Here is a 19,393-nt window from a genome sequence, read left to right as displayed (position 1 = left end):
TTGGAGGTAATAGAATGGCAAATGAACCACATGGCGGTACGTTAATTAACCGCGAACTGGAAGGACAGCAAAAAGAAGAAGCGATAAAAAAAGCAGAATCACTCCCATCACTGACGGTGAATCCGTGGGTCGTTTCCGATATTGAACTGATTGGTATTGGGGGATTCAGCCCACTGAAAGGATTTATGAGTCAGGCTGATTATGAGAGTGTTGTTAATAATTACCGTTTGGCCGATGGAACGGTTTGGACAATTCCAATTACATTGCCGGTAACTGAAGAGCAAGCTGATGAACTGAAAATTGGCGATGAAGTTGCGCTTAAAGGGGAAGATGGCGTTATTTACGGAACCATCCAGCTGGAAGAGAAGTTTACATATGACAGTAAACTTGAAGCACAAAATGTTTATGGAACAACGGAAGATAAGCACCCTGGTGTCAAAAAGCTGTATGAGCGCGGTGATGTTTACCTGGGTGGACCTATTACACTGCTGCAGCGTCCGGATCATGGTGAATTTAATGCATTTTACATGGACCCGACAGAAACACGCAAAATGTTCGATGATTTGGGATGGAAAACAATTGTCGGGTTCCAGACACGCAATCCAGTACACCGTGCCCATGAGTACATTCAAAAGTGTGCCCTGGAGGCAGTTGACGGTCTTTTGTTGAATCCGCTTGTTGGTGAAACAAAATCCGATGATATCCCTGCCGATGTACGGATGGAAAGCTATCAGACCATCCTGAAGCATTACTATCCGGAAGATCGTACACGCCTGGCAATTTATCCGGCCGCAATGCGTTATGCTGGACCAAAAGAATCTGTTCTGCATGCGATTGTGCGTAAAAACTTCGGTTGCACACACTTTATTGTCGGCCGTGACCATGCTGGTGTAGGTGATTATTACGGCACTTATGAGGCACAGGAATTTATTTCCCGTTTTGAAGAAGAACTGGGCATTCAAGTATTTAAGTTTGAGCATGCTTTCTTCTGTACAGTATGCGGAAATATGGCTACCGCAAAAACTTGCCCGCATGATAAAGAAAACCATGTCCACTTGAGTGGTACAAAAGTTCGTGGATTGCTGCGTGATGGAGAGCGTCCTCCAAAAGAATTTTCACGTCCTGAAGTTGCCGACATTCTAATTAAAGGAATGAAGCAAAACTAAAAGGGGAAAACTCCCATGACTTTTCAAATGATATTTGTTTTGATCTTAATAATTGCCATGCTGGGGGCGCTGCTGTTGGATGTAGCGCGCCCAGATATGGTTGTATTTTCTGTATTGGTTATTTTGCTGATATCGGGAATTTTAAGTCCGGACCAGGCATTGAGTGGTTTTTCCAATGAGGGAATGCTGACAATCGCGCTCTTGTTTATTGTTGCGGGTGCGGTTCAAAAGAGCGGGCTTATTGATCAGATGATGACAAAATGGCTCAAAAACAGTAAAACACAAGCAGGTTCGATGGTGCGTTTTTTCGTGCCAGTATCTGCTTTTTCCGCTTTTTTAAACAATACTCCGATTGTTGTCACGTTCACACCAGTAATTAAGAAGTGGTGTGAAGACCGGGGAATTGCACCGTCCAAGTTTCTGATCCCGCTATCGTATGTAACAATTTTGGGTGGAACGATTACCTTGATCGGTACGTCCACCAATCTGGTTGTGCATGGTATGCTGACCGGAACGTATGGGATGGAAGGATTTTCACTGTTTACGCTTGCGGTCGTCGGGATTCCGATTGCAATTGTCGGGATGATTTATCTATTTACGATTGGTCACAGACTTTTACCGGATCATAAAGGATTCAGTCAGCGTGTAAAAGAGGATTCCAAGGAATATATTGCGGAAATGCATGTCTCACGTTCATTTCAGCATATCGGCGAAACTGTTAAAGATGCAGGACTTCGTGATTTGAAGGGGTTATACCTGGTTGAAATCATTCGCGGATCGGACCATATTTCCCCAGTAAAGTCAACCACAGTCATCGAAAAAGGGGATCGGCTGATTTTTACCGGGTTGATTTCAACAATTGCCGATCTGGAAGAAATAAAGGGGCTTGAACTGGAAACCGGTACCAATATCGGATTGAATGATCTCAAAAACGGAACATCCAATCTGGTGGAAGTGGTTGTTTCACATGACTCATCACTTACAACGAAGACGATTAAACAGTCCCGCTTCCGATCAAAATTTGATGCCGGGGTCATTGCTGTCCACCGTAACAATGAGCGTATTAAGAGTAAAGTCGGTGACATCGTGCTCAGACCTGGCGACACATTACTGTTGCTTGCGGGAACCGACTTTTTGGAAAAAAATCAGCAGTCGAACGATTTTTACGTGGTATCGTCTTTGGATACTCCGGAAAAACTGAAAAAAAACCCTGTAAAAGGATGGTTTTCAATCGGTTTGCTGCTTGTTATGATTGCTTTTGTTACAGCAGGTGTTTTCAGTATGTTCAAAGCAATGGCGCTGGCAGTGCTTATATTGCTGGTTACAAAAATTGTCTCACCGCAGGAGGCGAAGCGCTATATTCAATTCGATGTCCTGCTTTTAATCGCCAGTGCACTTGGAATTGGTGTAGCGATGCGGGAAACCGGACTTGCGGAGTGGATCGCAACAGGTTTGGTCAGTTTTGGAAAACCACTGGGAACGTTGGCGATTATTTTTATGATCTATTTTTTAACGAATTTGTTTACCGAACTGATTACAAATACTGCAGCTGCGGTATTGATGGTTCCGATTGGGATGTCACTTGCCGAACAGCTGGAAGTCGCGCCGATGGGGTTTGCGGTAACAATTGCAATTGCCGCCTCAGCAAGTTTTATTACCCCGATTGGCTACCAGACAAACTTGATCGTGTATGGTCCAGGGGGCTATACGTTCAAGGATTATATTAAAGTGGGGACGCCCTTAAGTATTCTGGTTATGATCACGTCGGTTTTAATCATTTATAATGTGTGGTTTTAGGAGGAAAAACGATGGCAAAATCTGATAATATCGTATGGCACGATTCAAAAGTAACAAAAGAAGACAGACAGAAATTGAACAACCATAAGAGTGCAGTTATTTGGTTTACTGGTTTATCCGGGTCCGGAAAATCAACCGTATCTGTTGAGCTGGAAAAAGAACTGCATGCACAGGGTGTACGCACTTATCGTCTGGATGGTGATAATGTTCGCCATGGTTTAAATAAGAACCTTGGCTTCAGTCCGGAAGACCGTAAAGAGAACATCCGCCGCATCGGGGAGGTTGCCAAACTGATGGTTGATGCAGGCCTGTTCACACTTACAGCATTTATTTCCCCATATCGTGAAGACCGTGATGAGGTTCGTGAACTGCTGGAAGATGGCGAGTTCATTGAAATATTTGTTAACGCCAGTGTTGAAACGTGTGAATCCCGTGATCCAAAAGGCTTGTACAAAAAAGCACGCGCCGGTGAGATCAAAGGCTTTACCGGAATCGATGCTCCATATGAAGCGCCGAAAAATCCGGAAGTGACCGTTGATACGGATAAACAGAGCCTGGAAGAGTCCGTTCAGCAGATTGTTGCTTATTTGAAAGAGAAAGGATATGTAAAATAATGGCTGAAGTTAGTTTGAAAAAGCTGTTGGACATTTCCTTGAAGGCAGGACAGGAAATTTTGGATGTTTATCAAAAAGACATCGAGGTTGAGGTCAAGGAAGACGACTCTCCGCTGACTCAGGCTGACCAGCGTTCACATCAGGCGATCATGAAAGGGTTGCAGGACGCATACTCCGGTATCCCTGTTCTGAGTGAAGAGGGACGCGATATTTCGTATGAGGAACGAAAAGATTGGAAGCAGTTCTTTTTGGTTGATCCACTCGACGGTACAAAAGAATTCATCAAGAAAAACGGTGAGTTCACGGTGAATATTGCGTTAATCGATGGAAAATATCCGGTCATGGGTGTCATCTATGCGCCGGTGCTGGATACGTTTTATTTTGGGCGTGAAGGATTAGGCGCGTTCAAATTGGAAGGTGCATCGACGGCGGACATCACCGGTGAAGATGATTTGGTTGAAAAAAGTGTTCGTCTTCCTGAAGTAAAAGAAGGCAGTATCGTCAATGTGGTGGCCAGCCGCTCCCACATGTCCACTGAAACCGAAGAATTCATTGACGGATTGCGTGCAAATCATGAAGTCGATGTTGTTTCCGCCGGGAGTTCACTAAAATTTTGTCTGGTTGCTGAAGGAAAAGCCGATTTCTATCCGCGCTACGCCCCAACAATGGAGTGGGATACTGGCGCCGGACAGGCGATTGTCGAATCAGCAGGCGGACAGGTGTTGCGGCACGAAGATAAGCAGCGCTTTCACTACAATCGTGAAAATTTGAAAAATGGATGGTTTTTGGTTAAACGAAAAGCGTAATTAAACTTGATGATGGGCCTTGTTACGAGGCATATAAAAAACCTGCACTTCTCAATAGATGTGCAGGTTTTTCCAGTATTAAAAATCCCGTTGGAAAATACGCATCATAACTGCATCATGATAGGTGCCATCGACAAAAAAGTGTTCTTTTAACTCTCCTTCAATTTGAAAACCAATTTTTTCATAAATGTGGATGGCTTTTTCATTCTTTTTGGCAACAAATAAAAAGATTTTATGCAGATTCAGCTGTTGGAACCCGTATTCCAGTGCGAGCTTAGTTGCTTTTCCTGCATAACCGTTTCCCTGAAATTCTGGGTCAATCATGATGCCAAACTCAGCATTACGGTGTCTTTCCTCCATATCGAACAGTCCGACATAGCCAATTTTTTCGTTATCTAACGCAAGGATGAACTGCCGATGCTGGGTGCTGTTCTGACTTTTTTCATGTGCTTCTTTCAGTTTTTCCATGGACATGTATGGCTCCTCAAACCAGAACTTCATCACATCGGGGTCATTATTAAGTTTGTGCAAAAATTCCAGATCGGTCTTCTCAATTGTTCGTAATCGTAATTTTTGTTCCATTGGTTCTCGCTCCCCGCTATTTTTCTTACCATTTTATCGTATCAGAACACAGAAAGCGAGTCATGAATTGTTATCTTGGCGGACGGTTTTGATGTGCTTTATTGTCTTCGCGCATTGCATTCAGTTCCTTTTTGCTTTTGTTCTTTTTCTTCTTGCCTTTATCCTGGCTCATATAAAATACCTCCTTTTTCATTAGCATGAGCAAATTCCGGTCAAATAATTATGCCGAAACGTGGCAAAATAAATTAGTATCACCAAGCTTTTAGGTGAGCCATCGTTGCACTTATGCAGTAAGAAAGGATTTTATCCCTTCTTAACTGCTAAAAAAGGAGGCTATCCCAAGTGTCAGAGCAAAATAAAAATCGCAATAAAGATAAGGGTAAACAGCGAAACGTCATTAAATATGATACAAGTCCAAAGCAGCACAATGAGGAGTTTGCTGAGGACAAGGAATTTTTGAATCTGGATAATAAGCGGAATAAAAGAAAGCGGTAATGTTAAAAGCTGCACATTGCGAAAGGCATGTGCAGCTTTTCTGATCAATCCACTTTTAAAATGATTTTGCCGATGTTTTTGTTGCCTTCCATGTGCTCATGTGCCTGCTGGACTTCGTTAAACGAAAATATCTGATCCACGATAGGACGGACTTTTTCGTACTTGAAGAGTGGCAGTGCTTTAGAGACAAATTCTGCGGTTAGATCCGCTTTATACTGGTCATCTCTTGGGGTAAGAAGGGTGCCGGTCAGCTGAATCCGTTTGGACATCAATTCCCACAGGCTGACTTCTTCCAGTTGTGCACCGCCCAACATGCCAATCAGGATCCAACGGCCGTCTACTGCAATACTGTTCATGTTTTTTCGCCAGTATGAAGCGCCGATAAAATCCAGAATGACGTCTGCACCGTGATTTTCAGTTGACTGTAGAACGTCGTCGTCAAATGTCTGTTCTTTATAATTAATGCATACATCTGCTCCCAATGATTTGGTAAAATCCAGCTTTTCCTGTGAACCAGCCGTTGTCAGTACCTGTGCATTGCTTATTTGTTTTGCCAATTGAATGGCTGCTGTTCCAACACCACTTCCCCCGGCATGAATCAATACTTTTTCACTTTCTGCCAGTCTACCATGCCAGAACAATGTCTGATAGGCTGTCAAAAATACTTCGGGAATTGCCGCTGCCTGTTCGAACGACAGGTTTTCCGGAATTTTCATCGCACGGTTGGCCGGCATGACAGCATACTCTGCATATCCGCCCCCGTTAACAAGCCCCATCACACGTGTACCCGGCTGAATGGTGGTTTCAGTTCCAGCTTGTTCAACTATGCCGGCAACTTCCACACCTAAAATCGGGATATTCAAATAACCTGATTCGCTTTGCCTATTGATGATGTCCGTCCGGTTGACTGCTGCTGCTTTTATCTTGATAAGCAGTTCATTTTGATTTGGTTCTGGTTTTGGTCGCTCTGTAACGGCTAATTGTTCCGCGCCGCCAGGTTGATTTGCAATGATTGCTTTCATGATTTTCCTCCTTCTTATTTTTGCGTTTGAATTGCCTTTCGTGCCAGTCTGTCTGCGTTGCCATTCTGTTTTTCCGGGATCCATTTTATAAAAAAATACGGAAAAACGTCTGCTGCTGTGCGTATTTTTTCCAACAGGGGAAGAAAGCGCTCGTTTTTTGTGAAGTCTTTTTCAATTGTATCGACCGCGAGCTTGGAGTCGGATCGGAATGACAAAATTTCATCCGGGAATTCTTTCAGACATATTTCCAGCGCGTTTACGATTGCATAAAATTCAGCCTCATGATTGGACATAATGCCAAGGGGAAGCGAATATTCATATGTCCTCTCAGCATCTTTTATATAAATACCCGCTCCACTGAGTCCAGGGTCACCGCTTGAAGCACCATCTGTATAAACTTCAATCAATATGTGAACCCCCTTTACTAAACCAATTGTATAAAAAAATTCTGTTGATGACCAGAAACTGCTTTTTGAGTGAAACGGAAAAAGAAAATAAACAAAACTGAAAAATTCACAAATGTGCGGGTAAAATGATCTTTTAACGGTGAACCGGACGACAATATAAATTGTCAACAACAAAAAGCCTTTTTTTGGAGCAGAAAAATAAGACAAAATGGATTTTTAACAATTAGCCTTTCATTTTGATTCAAGGTATAATGAAGTCAATAGATATCGGAAATCGCAAATTATCACTGGAGGTGAGAATGTGAATGAGTCATTGAAATTATTACTTGAGGAAATCTCTAATTTACGGACCGATGTGGGTGATTTAAAGAAAAACATAATCAATTTACGTACAGATATAAACGGAGTACAACGTGAAATGACCGGAATGCGCAAAAATATGTATGTCCTTCAGGGTGAAATGACCGAGCTGCGTTCAGACGATAATGGTATTCAGGCAGGAATGTCAGTCATGCGTTCGGATGGAACTGGTCTTCAACCCGAAACGTCAGAGATGCATGAAGTTGTGAATGGCCTGCAAAATGAAATGAATGGACTGAAAAATGATGTTGGGGATCTTTACGGGGATGTAGGTGAGCTCACAGACAGTCAAACTCGGATTGAAAATACCCTTGATAACCTGCAAAAAAATTTGATGAATCGTGTTGGGGATTACACTGAAGACCTTATCGATCTTATTGATAACAGGACGGAAGCTCTAAACAAACGGGTTTTTAAGACAGAGGTAAAAATAGAAGCGTTAAATAAACATTAAAAGGCTGGATGGGGAGGAGGTTTTGTTTTGGACAACAACGTATTTTTGGAAACGATTCTGCAGCAGCAAAAAGAATTTCAATCAGAATTCAGAACCGCAATGAAAAACCAGGACGAACGTTTTGACAAATTGACGGTAGAAATGAACGATCGTTTTGCAGCGCAAGATAATCGAATTGAGAAACTGACAGTAGAGATGAACAATCGTTTTGCGGCGCAGGATAATCGAATTGAGAAACTGACAGTAGAGATGAACAATCGTTTTGCGGCGCAGGATAATCGAATTGAGAAACTGACAGTAGAGATGAACGATCGTTTTGCGGCGCAGGATAATCGAATTGAGAAACTGACAGTAGAGATGAACGATCGTTTTGCAGCGCAAGATAATCGCTTTGAAAAATTGACAATAGAGATGAACAACCGTTTTGTAGCACAGGGTGACCGATTTGGGAAGCTGACCGAAGAAATGAACGAGCAGTTTAAATCCATAGATGAACGATTTGCAGCGCAGGATAATCGTTTCAACAGGTTTGCAATGGATGTATTCAAGGAATTTGAAAAACATGAAAAACGGTATGATGAGTTGGATCAGAAGATAGAACTATTAACAACTCAAACCACATATGCCATTGCAGAGATTTCGAATAAAGTAACTGAAATAGGTAAAAAACTTGATGATACAATTGTCGCGAGATATGAAATGAATTTTGTTAATGAAAAAATCAATCATCTGGAAAAAGAGATTTACCGGCTGAAAAATAATCAATGAAATTCTTTTAAATAATCCTCCATTGAACAAAATAAGGTAAAGGATGGAGGTTATATAATGGAAAATGAAAATCAGTCTCTAAGCAAAAAAGATATTCTGGATCAGAGCAGACGCTCCGGAATGTCATATAATGAGGCAAAAGAATTTATTGCCCGAACAACCGGTGGACACGGTACGGAAATATACAGTGATACCGATGCCGAACATGTTAAAAGGAAAAATCGGGAGTCCATGAACAATCGAAAATCATAAATGTTGGAGCTCTTTCTTAGAAGGGGCTCTTTTTTGATGGATGCTAATTTGATTACAGAACAGCCGCGTTCAGTTCTGTTCTCGCGTTTTTTTGAAATGGGGCTGTAAGGCATATGGAAAATTTTGAACCCGCCGAACTTTTAAGGAAACCCACCGAACAAACGCTGTTACCCGCTGAATAAAAGCCCAAACCCGCTGAACAAAATCTAAACCCCGCCGAAAAAAGCGCCAAAGCCGCTGTATAAAAACAAATTATCGCCGTAAAAAGCACAAAGAGTCACCGGATTAGGCAATTATTTTCTGAATGGAACCAAAATCCCCTTAGACTTCCGATCAAATAGCACCAATCCAGGGCAGCATACAAAGCACAACAGCTGGACAAAGAATTACGAACCCAGGCACACGCTTTTGTACGGAGCAAAATGTAAGCTATACTGGAGTAAATCGTTTGAAAAATTGAAAAGGGTGGGAGTTAACTTGGTAACAGCAAATTCAACAATTGGTATGATCGGCTCCGGAGTGATGGGGAAAAGTATGGCGCGGAATCTGCAGCAGGCAGGATATTCGATCAATGTGTATACCCGGACAAAGCGGAAGGCCGAGGAACTGCTGGACGCTGGTGCCGGTTGGAAAGAGTCAGTGGCTGATTTAGCAGCTGTATCGGATATCATTATTACCATGGTAGGCTATCCGACAGACGTGGAACGTGTTTATTTTGGCAGTGATGGCCTGATTGAAAATGCCAAATCGGGTGCGTATATAATTGATATGACCACATCAAAACCTGCACTGGCTCAAGAAATTTACCGGAAAGCAAAGGAACGGGGCATTTATGCAATCGATGCACCTGTTTCCGGCGGGGACATCGGCGCGAGAAATGGGGAACTGGCTATTATGGCAGGTGGTGATCAGAAAATATTTGATGATATTTACCCTGTTTTTGATGTTCTTGGTGAAAATATCATGCTGCAAGGTGAGGCAGGTGCCGGGCAGCACACGAAGCTGGCAAATCAGATTGCAATTGCCACTAACATGATTGGGGTTTGTGAAGCGATTGTTTATGCTAAGAAGGCAGGGCTGAATCCATCTCGGGTTCTTGACAGTATATCAACTGGAGCAGCAGGCAGTTTTTCATTATCGAAGCTTGCACCGCGAATGCTGGAAGGAGATTATGCGCCGGGTTTCTATGTGAAGCACTTCATTAAAGATATGACAATCGCACTTGAATCGGCTCAGGAAATGGGCTTTTCTACACCGGGCTTAGCGCTGTCACTTGAACTGTATAAGCAACTTGCCGAAAAAGGCGAGGAAGACAGTGGTACACAGGCACTAATTAAATTGTTTGAGGCGTAAACGAAAAATGGGGCTGACTGTAAAAGCAGTCAGCCCCAATGTTTTTAATTTATATGATTATAACGCTTCCTCTGTTTTATCGTTGGAAATGGTTTGTTTTTTGTCAGGCATCAGCAGACTGAAAATAATTCCGAAAAACGCAGCGATGAAAAATGTCGTGAACTTGGAAGTGATGATACTTTCAAGTGGCGTGCTGATCCAAATGACAGTGGAAATCAGTCCAGCCAGGATAGTTGCAATTACACCGGCGCCGGAATATCGTTTCCAGAAAAAAGCCATCAGAATTGCTGGTGAAAGTGTACATCCGACCCCTGCCCATGCCCAGCTTACTACCAGGTAGAGCAAGGATTCCGATACAAGTGCTATCGTCATCCCAATCAGTCCGAAAAAGATAACGGAAATCCGGGAAACCCAAATCAATTGTTTTTCCGTTAAATTAATCCCCATTGATTTGTTAATGATATCTTCACTTACCGAACTTGTCACAACCATGAGCTGTGAATCAGCAGTTGTGATGATTGCGGCAAGAACTCCTGCCAGCAAAATACCGGCTATCCATGGCGGCATCAGTTCCAGAATCATTGTGGGAAGAATGATTTCAACATCTGCAAACGAACCCTGGCTGTACATGGTAATCGCGCAAATACCGATCATAAATGCACCGCTGTATGCCAGGATTGTCCAAATTATCGCTACAATACTGCCTTGCTTAGCTTCTTTGTCATTTTTAAGTGCCATGAATCGGGTACTCAACTGTGGTTGTCCACCCAAAAACCCGAAAAACCATGAAAAATTGTTAAAGAATAAAACACCAATTGCGAAACCGGTTAATCCGCCAAACCAGGAATTAAACGAACTGCCTGCATCTGCGAGGGATTGACTAATCGACAAATCATTCGTGTTAATGTAGATCAGTGCAACAATCGGTAATACTACCAGTGTAACCAGCATCATGATACTTTGAATCATGTCTGTCCAGACGACTGAAATAAACCCTCCTGCAAAGGCAATTGCAATGATGACGACGGTTGAAAGGACTACACCTGTTACAGGTGACATATCAAAGGTGGTGAAAAGCATTTTACCGGCACCTGCCATTTGTGCCCCTACATAGAACATTAAAAATCCTGCAATAAGAAGGGTTGACAGCCATCTGATTGTATTGGCTCTTTCGCTGAAACGGGCCGCCAAATAATCGGGCAATGTCAGCACACCGTATTTGTCGGTTTCCCGCATGAATTTTTTGGCAAGAAACAACCAGGCAAATATGATTCCGGAAGCAATTCCTGCTGCCACCCAAATACCGGATAATCCGGACATGAAAACAAAACCGGTATACCCCAATAATAACCAGGCTGACTCACCTGTTGCACGTTCAGAAAAGGCGAGAGCCCAGCCGGGTAGTTTTTTCCCGCCCAACAGAAAGTCTGAATGTGTTTTGCTTTTTTTGCTGAAAAAATAACCAATCCCCAAAATTGCTACACAATACAATATGAACTCAGTAATAATAATGCTCATTGTTATCCTCCTCAAATTGGGTGTGTTATGTTAAAGATGTTCCAATTCCTTTTTCTATGGCACGCTGATAAATAAGGTTAGCGGTTACTGTGTCGAATAACGCCATACCTGTTGACTTGAAAACGATTGTTTTGTCATGTTGGGAGGCTATTGATGCATTGGAAGTTATCAAATGTGCCATTGTTTTAACCGATGATCCGGAAATCCAATTCTCGGCAAGTGGTGTTGAGATGTCACCGGATTCCGTGATGGCATCTTCCGTGTCAATGAAAATATCGTCGGCTAGCTGGTAGAGTGACCGGGGGAATTCGCGCATTGCAGGCTGAAAAGACCCAACGCCAATTATTAACTTTTTTTTAAGTAAATTCTTATCGTCCGGCAGTACCGGTGTTTTTGAGGTGGTCGCCGTAATAATAACGTCAGCTTTATCAATGGCAGCAGCAGCTGAATCCATTGTATGGATATGAATCTCATGACCTATCCATTGCTGCAGTGAATGTTTATAGGCGGGAATTTTTTCAGCTGTTCGGTTAAATACATAAATGTCAGTAACCTTGCGCTCGGTGCAGGCTGCGATTGCCTGATATAACCCCTGTACTCCGGTTCCGATAACTGCTATGGATGAGACGTCCTTTCTTGCCAGATGCCGGACTGCGGAACCGCCAATTGCCCCGGTTCTGAAGCCTGTTATGAATGATCCATCCATTAATGCCTTTATTTCACCGTTTTCCTGGCTGTTTAAAATGACAAGACCGTGCAAGACCGGGCTTGTGGTATTGTTTGGAAATGATGATACCAGCTTCGTAGCTATCACATCATCGGTAATACATGGCATAAGCAGCAATGTGTTATCATCATCCGTAACTTGCATGCGTGTTGGCATCGTAAATTGCTTAGACTGATAGATTTCATATGATTGATCGATGGCGTTAATCATGTCCTTCATGGAAACAGCGTCCCGGATGTTTTGTTCGTGTAAATATAACATCGTATCTTCCTTTCTTTTGAAAAGATTACATTAAACAATGGCGCCTTCAATTAGCAGATCTTTTTCAATGAATCGTTCAAACCGGAGCGGAGACAAGTCCAGTGTTTGGTATTTTCCAGTCATGATCAGTTCAGCCAACCCTTTACCAACTGCCGGGGCTTGCTGCATACCATGTCCGCTGAATCCGCATGCCATGAAGTACCCGTTTATACCCGGATGCTCGCCGATAATCGCATTCTGATCCTCGGTGTTATGGCTGTACATGCCTGCCCACCCGCTGACGATTTTTGCACGCATAAAATTGTCAATCCTGTTGCCAAGTACTGGCCAAAGCTCTTCCATGAAAAAATCACGCGACCACCTGAAATCGATGCCTGGTTTTACTTTTTCCGAGAATCCGGCAATCAGACTTTTTCCTTCATGCCGAAAATATACACCGGCTGGGTCAACCGTTAATGGCAAATCGTGTGTCAGCGGATTAGCAATATCGAATTGAATAATTTGCCGCTTCAACGGAGTAATAGGGATGGGACAGTTAAGTCGTGCGCTTAAAGCAGGTGCCCATGGTCCGGCGCAATTGATAACAATCGGTGCCTTATATGTCTCACCGGTGGCCAGTTTCACCCCGGATACACCATTCTCATCCTGTAAGATGGTTTCTACTTGTTCATATTGGTAGTTTGCACCAAGCTGCTTTGCTTTTTTGGCATAGCCCTGCATGACGGAGTAAGGGTCAAGATAGCCATCCTCTGGACTGTATAATCCGCCCTGGAGATCATTTATGTTTAATTCCGGGATGATGGTCAGTAATTCCTCGGGGGATAGAAGGTTGGAGTCAACACCATATTGCCGCTGCAGTTTAGCCTGGTTTTCCAATTGGGTCATATTCTCATTTTTTGCTAAAAACAAATAACCGCGTTGTCTGAAATCAATTTCCGATTTTTCGCCGTTAATGGCCATATCATCCGGGAAGGTTTTATACTTCTGAAGACTGTATCTGCTAATTTGAATATTGATTGCCGTCGTAAAAAGTTGTCTTATTCCGCCTGCACTTCTAGGTGTTGAGGAAAATTCATAAATCGGATCTTTTTCAAAAACGGTAATTTTACCGGTATATCCATCATTTAAGAGATTGTAGGCTACGCTGGAGCCAATAACGCTTCCGCCTACAATGATGATATCAGCTGCTTTTTTCATGTACTCACCTCATTAAAAAGTTTATCGATAATTGCTAAGATTTTATTTATTTATAACGTACTTTTGATCGCTGCGTCTATGGGCAGCTTATACAAAAAATAATGCCTGTTAGATGCGATACCGAAATTATTTTACGTATGTTACTATAGAATTAGCTGCAAATGATGGGAGGGGGAACCGTGTGGAGGGGTTTGTTCAATTTGCACAAAAAACAGTGAAAGCGGTTTCAGACATTATTCCATTTTCAATAAGTGTCAGCAATGATGAGGGAAATATTATTGGCGATTCTGATTCATCACGAATCGGAACCATGCATAGGCCCTCTGTGGAAGTTATCGAGGAGAATAAGGTAATCCGATTTACGGAAGAAAAAGTTGCATCGATGGAAAACGTATTGCCCGGCGTTGCAGTTCCGCTCATTTTTGATGACAAGCCGGTTGGGGTGTTGGGTATCATTGGAGATCCGGATGACGTGGAATCATATGCTCATCTGGTTAAACAGTACGTGGAGATGATGTGGCAGGAAACCCTTCATGTTCAACTGGAGAATTTGAATGCAATGACGCTTGAATCCTTTGTTCAATATGTATTGCTAAATGAATCGGTCAGCCAGGAGCAGGTAAATCATTATTGCAAATTGCTCCGGATTGAACATGATTGTATGCGATTATGTATTGTGATAGATATTGGAAATCACTTGTTGGACCGGATGGATGCCGGTCAAAAAATACCCTCCTCTGAAAGCTTGAAAAAAACATTATTGAATTGTGTTGTCAGAGCCTTTGATGGGAACGGAGACAGTGTCTGCGCATTTTTAAATGCACAGCAAATTGTTTATTTGAAGCCGTTGGACGATGAGGACAGCTACCGTTATTTTATGGATGAGTTTCGTAACAGGGGTCACCGCCTTCAGGAGATGCTGCAGGTGTATGGTATTGATCATGTAACGATTGCTGCCGGAAATTGTTGTACATCTCTTGAATGTGTCTTTCAATCTTACCGGGAAGCGGCGCACTTGATGTCGTATGGCCGCAAGCAATCCATCACACCCGGTATTTATAATTATTATGATTGGGACGTGTTGATTAACATGCTGCCGCACCATATTGATACAAATATTAAAGAAATTTTAATGCAGCGCCTGAGACCGTTGATTGATGATGAATCTTTCATGCAGCTGAAAAACGATTTTCTAATGTACTGTAACTATAATATGAATGTCAGCAGGACCGCCGAAGCGTTGTTTGTGCACCGGAACACATTAATCTACCGTCTGAAAAAAATCAATGCTGTCACAGGCCTTGATACAGGCAGTTTTGAGCATTGTACACTATTATACTTTGTGTTAAAAGAATAGATTTCCGATTCAGTGGATGAGAAAATAAAAAAATTTTGTTATAAGGAATGTGATGGTTATGCTGGAAGTTATTGTTCAAAACAGACAGGAAGCAGTCGAAGCAGAAAAACTTGGTGCGGACAGAGTGGAACTTGTGTCAGCTATTCAGGAAGGGGGGCTGACGCCAAGTTTTGGTACATTAAAGCAGGTGCTAGGCAGTGTCAGTATACCGGTACAGGTGATGATTCGTCCACACAGTTATGACTTTCATTACACTGCCGAAGATATGGAAGTTGTCAGGGAAGACGTACAGGCGGTATTGGATTTGGGCGGAAATGGTATTGTATTTGGCGCCCTAAACCGTGATTACACCGTGAATGAACAGGCACTTACTGATATTATAAATATGGCAATAGGGTTGGATATCACCTTCCACCGGGCGTTTGATGAAGCTGATTCACAGGAAAAGGCGTATCGAACGCTCGCAAAATACAAATTAGATGTGAAACGCATATTGACATCCGGCGGCGAGAATGATTGTGTGCATGGAAAAGAACAGCTAGGCAGGCTTGTTCGGTTATCAAAACAGCTGGAAGGGCCGGCTATTATGCCGGGAGGAGGTCTTTCATCCGAAAATATCCGCAATGTTCATCAAACTGTCGGCGCCCATGAATATCATTTTGGCAAGGCTGTACGGATAAACAGGTCTTTTCGAAGTGGATTTGATCAGGAGATCATACAGCAAGTCAAAGGCACAATGGAGACAGGAAAATAACTGACATATCGAGGGGATGCAAAATTGCCGGTGGCTGCATATTGACATGGCAGGTGTGATGGCCGGTAATGAGCACGGCTATTATACGGAGGTGGCATCCGGATTTGGCACCAGGCAGCTTGTCGACTATGCAGCGGATGTGACGGAGTAATTTTATTAACAGGTTGTTTAAATTGGTATATTTAGGGAAGAGATAAATAGACTGATGAATAATGAGTCCATTTCTGGCAGTTTAGAAAGTAAAAATCTTTTCTTACTGCATAAGTGCAACGATGGCTGTCACCTACAAGATTGTGACAACCGAGTTTTCTAAATGAAAAGGAGCTGGATATTTTGTCTGAAGATACGATAAAATTACTTAAGAAAGAAGAAGTTGCAAACGATACGATGGCTTTTCACTGGGAAATGCCGGATGGTTTTGAGTTCAGGGCAGGACAGTTCGGTGAATTTACCCTCATTAATCCGGGTGAAACAGATGAGGAAGGAAATACCCGTCCATTTTCGTTTGTATATGCACCATCTGAAAATGAGCTTGTGACGGCAACGCGCATGCGGGATTCCGCATTTAAGCGTGTGCTCAAGGATATGCCGGAAGGAACCGAGGTGAAATTTGACGGGCCGCACGGAAATTTCACCTTGCATAAAACAGAATCAACACCGGCTGTATTTTTAATCGGCGGGATAGGAATTACTCCGATCAGGAGCATGATTGCTGAAGCAACGAAAAACAAGACATCCCATGATATGACCTTGCTTTATTCCAATCATACTCTCGATGACGCGCCATTTATGTCCGATTTTGAAAAGTTTGAGGAACAAAATTCAAATTTCAAGTTTGTTCCAGTGATGACGCAGACTGATTCGGATGAATGGAATGGTGAGAGCGGCCACATTGATGAGGAAATGTTGAAACGATACGTGTCGGATGTCAGTACACCAATTTATTACCTTGCCGGCCCGCCGGACATGGTAAAGGCCATGTATAAACTGCTCGTTGATGCTGGTGCGAATGAAGATAATATCCGCGCTGAAGAATTCTCCGGGTATTAAAGTGAAACAAAATATAGCAAAAATACCATAGCGCCGGGCGCTATGGTATTTTTTGCGTCCGGTTTGATCTGGGTTGTCTTCATTTAGGGTAGTTCAGGACACTGCGACAATTTCCTGCAGGACTTTCACGTCCAAAGCAACCTCTGTTACCATGACCACTGTTTTAGCTGTGGGAGTATCAGGTCTATATAATTCTTGCGTGCATAGAGTAGTAAATGTGCATTTTATTTGAAGGGAGGATGGTTTATGGCAGATGGCAAACATTATTTGGCAGTGGATGTGCCGATACGGAATGTTTGGACGTTTGTATCGGATATGAATAACCTGGCACCGTTAATTCCCGGATATGTCGAACATCAAATCCACAGCAGTACACGGTCTGTCTGGCTTGCAAAAGGTGAGGTAGGCTTTATCGAAAAAACTGTCCGGATGCAGCTTGATATTACTGAATGCAGCGAACCGGAACTGATAGCCTTTACGTTAAAGGGATTAAATGAGAATTTCTCCGGTGATGGCTACTTCAGGGCGAAAAAAATACATCAGCAAAAGACAGTAATCACTGGCTGCCTGCGGTTAAAAGCAAATGGCTTGACAGCACCAATGATGAATTCTGTACTCAGGAAAATCGTGCCGAAAGCTGCGGAACGTTTCACAAAGGCAGTTGCAGAAGCCATAATCGACAGGAAACCGGCTGTCATATCTTAACATGTTTAATGAAAAGAAATTTGTGATAAATCCTTTAGTAGGTATGCAAATAAGTTTTTCTGCCTAACAATAGGAGGGTTTTATGTGGTAGTGTCCTATAAACACGAACCATTTACAAATTTTGCAGATGAGGAAAATCGTCAGGAATATGAAGATGCACTGAGCAGAATACGCCGGATGGATCTTGGGAAAGAATATCCGCTCGTTATTGGTGGTCAGCGTATTTTTACCGATGATAAGCTGGACTCATACAATCCATCCAATACATCCCAGTTGGTCGGATCTGTATCCAAAGCGAAAAAAGCCCATGTTGATCAGGCAATGGATGCCGCATATGATGCGTTTCAGACATGGCGTGGATTTTCACCGGAAGAACGTGCGGACGTACTGTTTAAAACGGCCGCGATTGTACGTCGCCGCAAGCATGAATTTTCCGCTATGATGTCCTATGAGGCTGGTAAACCGTGGGGTCAGGCTGATGCGGATACAGCGGAGGCAATTGATTTTATGGAATATTACGGCAGACAGATGATTGAGCTTGGTAAAGGCAAAGAAATTAATGACCGGCCGTTTGAAAACAATTCCTATTTTTATCAGCCGATTGGCCCCGGTGTCGCAATTCCGCCATGGAACTTTGCGTTTGCCATCGTGTGCGGCACAACGGTTGGACCAATTGTGGCAGGAAATCCGGTACTGCTGAAGCCTTCCGAAAACACACCGGTAATTGCGTATAAACTTGTCGAAGTGCTGGAAGAAGCCGGATTGCCTGCCGGTGTTGTTAACTTCCTGCCGGGTGATCCGGAAGAGCTTGGTGATTATTTAGTTGACCATTCCAGAACACATTTTATTAATTTTACCGGTTCAAGACAGACTGGTACGCGAATTATGAAACGTGCCGCTGAAGTGCAGGAGGGGCAGAACTTCCTGAAACGCGTTGTCGCTGAAATGGGCGGTAAAGATACCATTGTTGTGGATAATGAAGCAGATTTGGATTTGGCAGCAGAAGCGATTGCCCAATCAGCGTTCGGGTTTCAGGGACAAAAGTGTTCTGCTTGTTCACGTGCCGTCATTCATGACGATGTTTACGATGAAGTACTGAAAAAAACGATTGAGCACACGAAAGGAATTTCAGTCGGTGATCCAGCTTCAGAAAATCCGTATATGGGCGGTGTCATAAACCGGAAGCAATTTGATAAAATCAAAAATTATATCGAAATCGGCAAAAATGAAGCCCAACTTGTATATGGCGGTGAGTCGGATGATTCCAAAGGGTATTATATTTATCCGACGATTTTTTCTGAAGCAGCGCCGGATGCAACCATCATGCAGGAAGAAATTTTCGGACCGGTTGTTGCGTTTTCCAAGGCAAAAGATTTTAATGAATTACTGGAGATTGCCAATAATACCGATTACGGCCTGACGGGTGCGGTTATTTCCAACAATCGTCAACATCTGAACCGTGCACGTTATGATTTCAACGTTGGAAACTTGTATTTCAACCGTGGCTGTACCGCTTCGATTGTCGGCTACCATCCGTTTGGCGGGTTCAAAATGTCAGGAACAGATGCAAAAGCCGGCGGCCCGGATTATCTCTTGAATTTTTTGGAAGCAAAAACCGTTTCGGAAACATTATAAGACTGAGTAGGGGGGTCATTAGCCAAATGGCCTCTCTTTTTTATGAAAAACTTTTTTCTGGTAACCCTAACAGTACAAATCAATTCATTTACATATTGCATAGGATACTTTAT

The 19,393-nt window shown here is 42.9% G+C and carries 21 protein-coding genes; 15 read left to right on the top strand and 6 right to left on the bottom strand.

The window, feature by feature from the left end; all coding sequences use genetic code 11:
- Positions 1-14 precede the first annotated feature (14 nt).
- Genes sat through cysQ form a run of 4 tightly spaced genes read left to right on the top strand, consistent with a single transcriptional unit; the run spans position 15 to position 4,383 of the window.
- The gene (sat, locus tag ABD010_RS01900) at positions 15-1,166 is read left to right on the top strand and encodes a sulfate adenylyltransferase (RefSeq protein WP_343809777.1); all 1,152 of its coding nucleotides are present in this window, start codon (positions 15-17) and stop codon (positions 1,164-1,166) included.
- Between the two features lie 15 nt (positions 1,167-1,181).
- Positions 1,182-2,963: an SLC13 family permease gene (locus tag ABD010_RS01895; RefSeq protein WP_343809775.1), complete on the top strand. Its 1,782-nt coding sequence runs from the start codon at positions 1,182-1,184 to the stop codon at positions 2,961-2,963.
- An 11-nt stretch (positions 2,964-2,974) separates the two neighbouring features.
- The gene (gene cysC, locus ABD010_RS01890; protein ID WP_343809773.1) at positions 2,975-3,577 is read left to right on the top strand and encodes an adenylyl-sulfate kinase; all 603 of its coding nucleotides are present in this window, start codon (positions 2,975-2,977) and stop codon (positions 3,575-3,577) included.
- Positions 3,577-4,383 (top strand): 3'(2'),5'-bisphosphate nucleotidase CysQ, encoded by an 807-nt coding sequence (gene cysQ, locus ABD010_RS01885; RefSeq protein WP_343809771.1) that lies wholly within the window; start codon positions 3,577-3,579, stop codon positions 4,381-4,383. The genes cysC and cysQ overlap by 1 nt, the downstream gene beginning before the upstream one ends.
- A 78-nt stretch (positions 4,384-4,461) precedes the next feature.
- On the opposite strand, the gene ABD010_RS01880 is transcribed toward cysQ, so the two are convergent.
- Complete coding sequence (locus ABD010_RS01880) at positions 4,462-4,965, bottom strand: GNAT family N-acetyltransferase (RefSeq protein WP_343809769.1); 504 nt, start codon at positions 4,963-4,965, stop codon at positions 4,462-4,464.
- 342 nt (positions 4,966-5,307) lie between these two features.
- On the opposite strand from ABD010_RS01880, the gene ABD010_RS01875 reads away from it, so the two are divergent.
- Positions 5,308-5,460 carry a hypothetical protein gene (locus ABD010_RS01875; protein WP_343809767.1) on the top strand — a complete coding sequence of 51 codons (153 nt, stop codon included), beginning with the start codon at positions 5,308-5,310 and terminating at the stop codon, positions 5,458-5,460.
- A gap of 44 nt (positions 5,461-5,504) precedes the next feature.
- Here ABD010_RS01875 and ABD010_RS01870 read toward each other — a convergent pair whose 3' ends face one another.
- Both ABD010_RS01870 and ABD010_RS01865 read right to left on the bottom strand, forming a co-directional pair.
- Complete coding sequence (locus ABD010_RS01870) at positions 5,505-6,482, bottom strand: NAD(P)H-quinone oxidoreductase (RefSeq protein ID WP_343809765.1); 978 nt, start codon at positions 6,480-6,482, stop codon at positions 5,505-5,507.
- A 14-nt stretch (positions 6,483-6,496) separates the two neighbouring features.
- Complete coding sequence (locus tag ABD010_RS01865) at positions 6,497-6,889, bottom strand: reverse transcriptase-like protein (protein WP_343809763.1); 393 nt, start codon at positions 6,887-6,889, stop codon at positions 6,497-6,499.
- Between the two features lie 301 nt (positions 6,890-7,190).
- Between ABD010_RS01865 and ABD010_RS01860 the strand changes: the two genes are divergently transcribed.
- The 4 genes from ABD010_RS01860 to ABD010_RS01845 all read left to right on the top strand — a co-directional run bounded on the left by ABD010_RS01860 (position 7,191) and on the right by ABD010_RS01845 (position 10,076).
- Positions 7,191-7,703 (top strand): hypothetical protein, encoded by a 513-nt coding sequence (locus tag ABD010_RS01860; protein WP_343809762.1) that lies wholly within the window; start codon positions 7,191-7,193, stop codon positions 7,701-7,703.
- A 27-nt stretch (positions 7,704-7,730) separates the two neighbouring features.
- Positions 7,731-8,471 (top strand): hypothetical protein, encoded by a 741-nt coding sequence (locus tag ABD010_RS01855; RefSeq protein WP_343809760.1) that lies wholly within the window; start codon positions 7,731-7,733, stop codon positions 8,469-8,471.
- Between the two features lie 57 nt (positions 8,472-8,528).
- Positions 8,529-8,723 (top strand): hypothetical protein, encoded by a 195-nt coding sequence (locus ABD010_RS01850; RefSeq protein ID WP_343809758.1) that lies wholly within the window; start codon positions 8,529-8,531, stop codon positions 8,721-8,723.
- A 477-nt stretch (positions 8,724-9,200) separates the two neighbouring features.
- Positions 9,201-10,076, top strand: coding sequence for an NAD(P)-dependent oxidoreductase (locus ABD010_RS01845; RefSeq protein ID WP_343809756.1), 876 nt, complete (start codon positions 9,201-9,203; stop codon positions 10,074-10,076).
- 57 nt (positions 10,077-10,133) lie between these two features.
- Here ABD010_RS01845 and ABD010_RS01840 read toward each other — a convergent pair whose 3' ends face one another.
- From ABD010_RS01840 to ABD010_RS01830, 3 genes are read right to left on the bottom strand one after another with little or no spacing between them, the layout of a single operon-like run.
- Positions 10,134-11,594, bottom strand: a complete 1,461-nt coding sequence (locus ABD010_RS01840) for a sodium/proline symporter (RefSeq protein WP_343809754.1) — start codon at positions 11,592-11,594, stop codon at positions 10,134-10,136.
- Positions 11,595-11,619: 25 nt separating this feature from the next.
- Positions 11,620-12,582, bottom strand: coding sequence for an ornithine cyclodeaminase family protein (locus tag ABD010_RS01835; RefSeq protein WP_343809752.1), 963 nt, complete (start codon positions 12,580-12,582; stop codon positions 11,620-11,622).
- Between the two features lie 30 nt (positions 12,583-12,612).
- Positions 12,613-13,779, bottom strand: a complete 1,167-nt coding sequence (locus ABD010_RS01830; RefSeq protein WP_343809750.1) for an NAD(P)/FAD-dependent oxidoreductase — start codon at positions 13,777-13,779, stop codon at positions 12,613-12,615.
- A gap of 181 nt (positions 13,780-13,960) precedes the next feature.
- Between ABD010_RS01830 and ABD010_RS01825 the strand changes: the two genes are divergently transcribed.
- The 6 genes from ABD010_RS01825 (at position 13,961) to pruA (ending at position 19,280) form a co-directional block, all read left to right on the top strand.
- On the top strand, positions 13,961-15,136 hold the full coding sequence (locus tag ABD010_RS01825; protein ID WP_343809748.1) for a CdaR family transcriptional regulator: 1,176 nt from the start codon (positions 13,961-13,963) through the stop codon (positions 15,134-15,136).
- A gap of 58 nt (positions 15,137-15,194) precedes the next feature.
- Entirely contained in the window at positions 15,195-15,890 is a 696-nt protein-coding gene (locus ABD010_RS01820) for a copper homeostasis protein CutC (protein ID WP_343809746.1), read from the top strand.
- A gap of 16 nt (positions 15,891-15,906) precedes the next feature.
- Complete coding sequence (locus ABD010_RS01815) at positions 15,907-16,041, top strand: hypothetical protein (protein WP_343809744.1); 135 nt, start codon at positions 15,907-15,909, stop codon at positions 16,039-16,041.
- Positions 16,042-16,223: 182 nt separating this feature from the next.
- Positions 16,224-16,940 carry an FAD-dependent oxidoreductase gene (locus ABD010_RS01810; RefSeq protein WP_343809742.1) on the top strand — a complete coding sequence of 239 codons (717 nt, stop codon included), beginning with the start codon at positions 16,224-16,226 and terminating at the stop codon, positions 16,938-16,940.
- Between the two features lie 246 nt (positions 16,941-17,186).
- Positions 17,187-17,645, top strand: a complete 459-nt coding sequence (locus ABD010_RS01805; RefSeq protein WP_343809740.1) for an SRPBCC family protein — start codon at positions 17,187-17,189, stop codon at positions 17,643-17,645.
- Between the two features lie 84 nt (positions 17,646-17,729).
- Positions 17,730-19,280, top strand: coding sequence for an L-glutamate gamma-semialdehyde dehydrogenase (gene pruA, locus ABD010_RS01800; protein WP_343809738.1), 1,551 nt, complete (start codon positions 17,730-17,732; stop codon positions 19,278-19,280).
- Positions 19,281-19,393: the final 113 nt, after the last annotated feature.

The sequence above is a fragment of the Virgibacillus siamensis genome, assembly GCF_039522605.1.
GTDB classification, from domain to species: domain Bacteria; phylum Bacillota; class Bacilli; order Bacillales; family Amphibacillaceae; genus Lentibacillus; species Lentibacillus siamensis.
The sequence above is the reverse complement of the archived record's forward strand: the minus strand, read 5'-3'. Positions and strand labels throughout refer to the sequence as shown.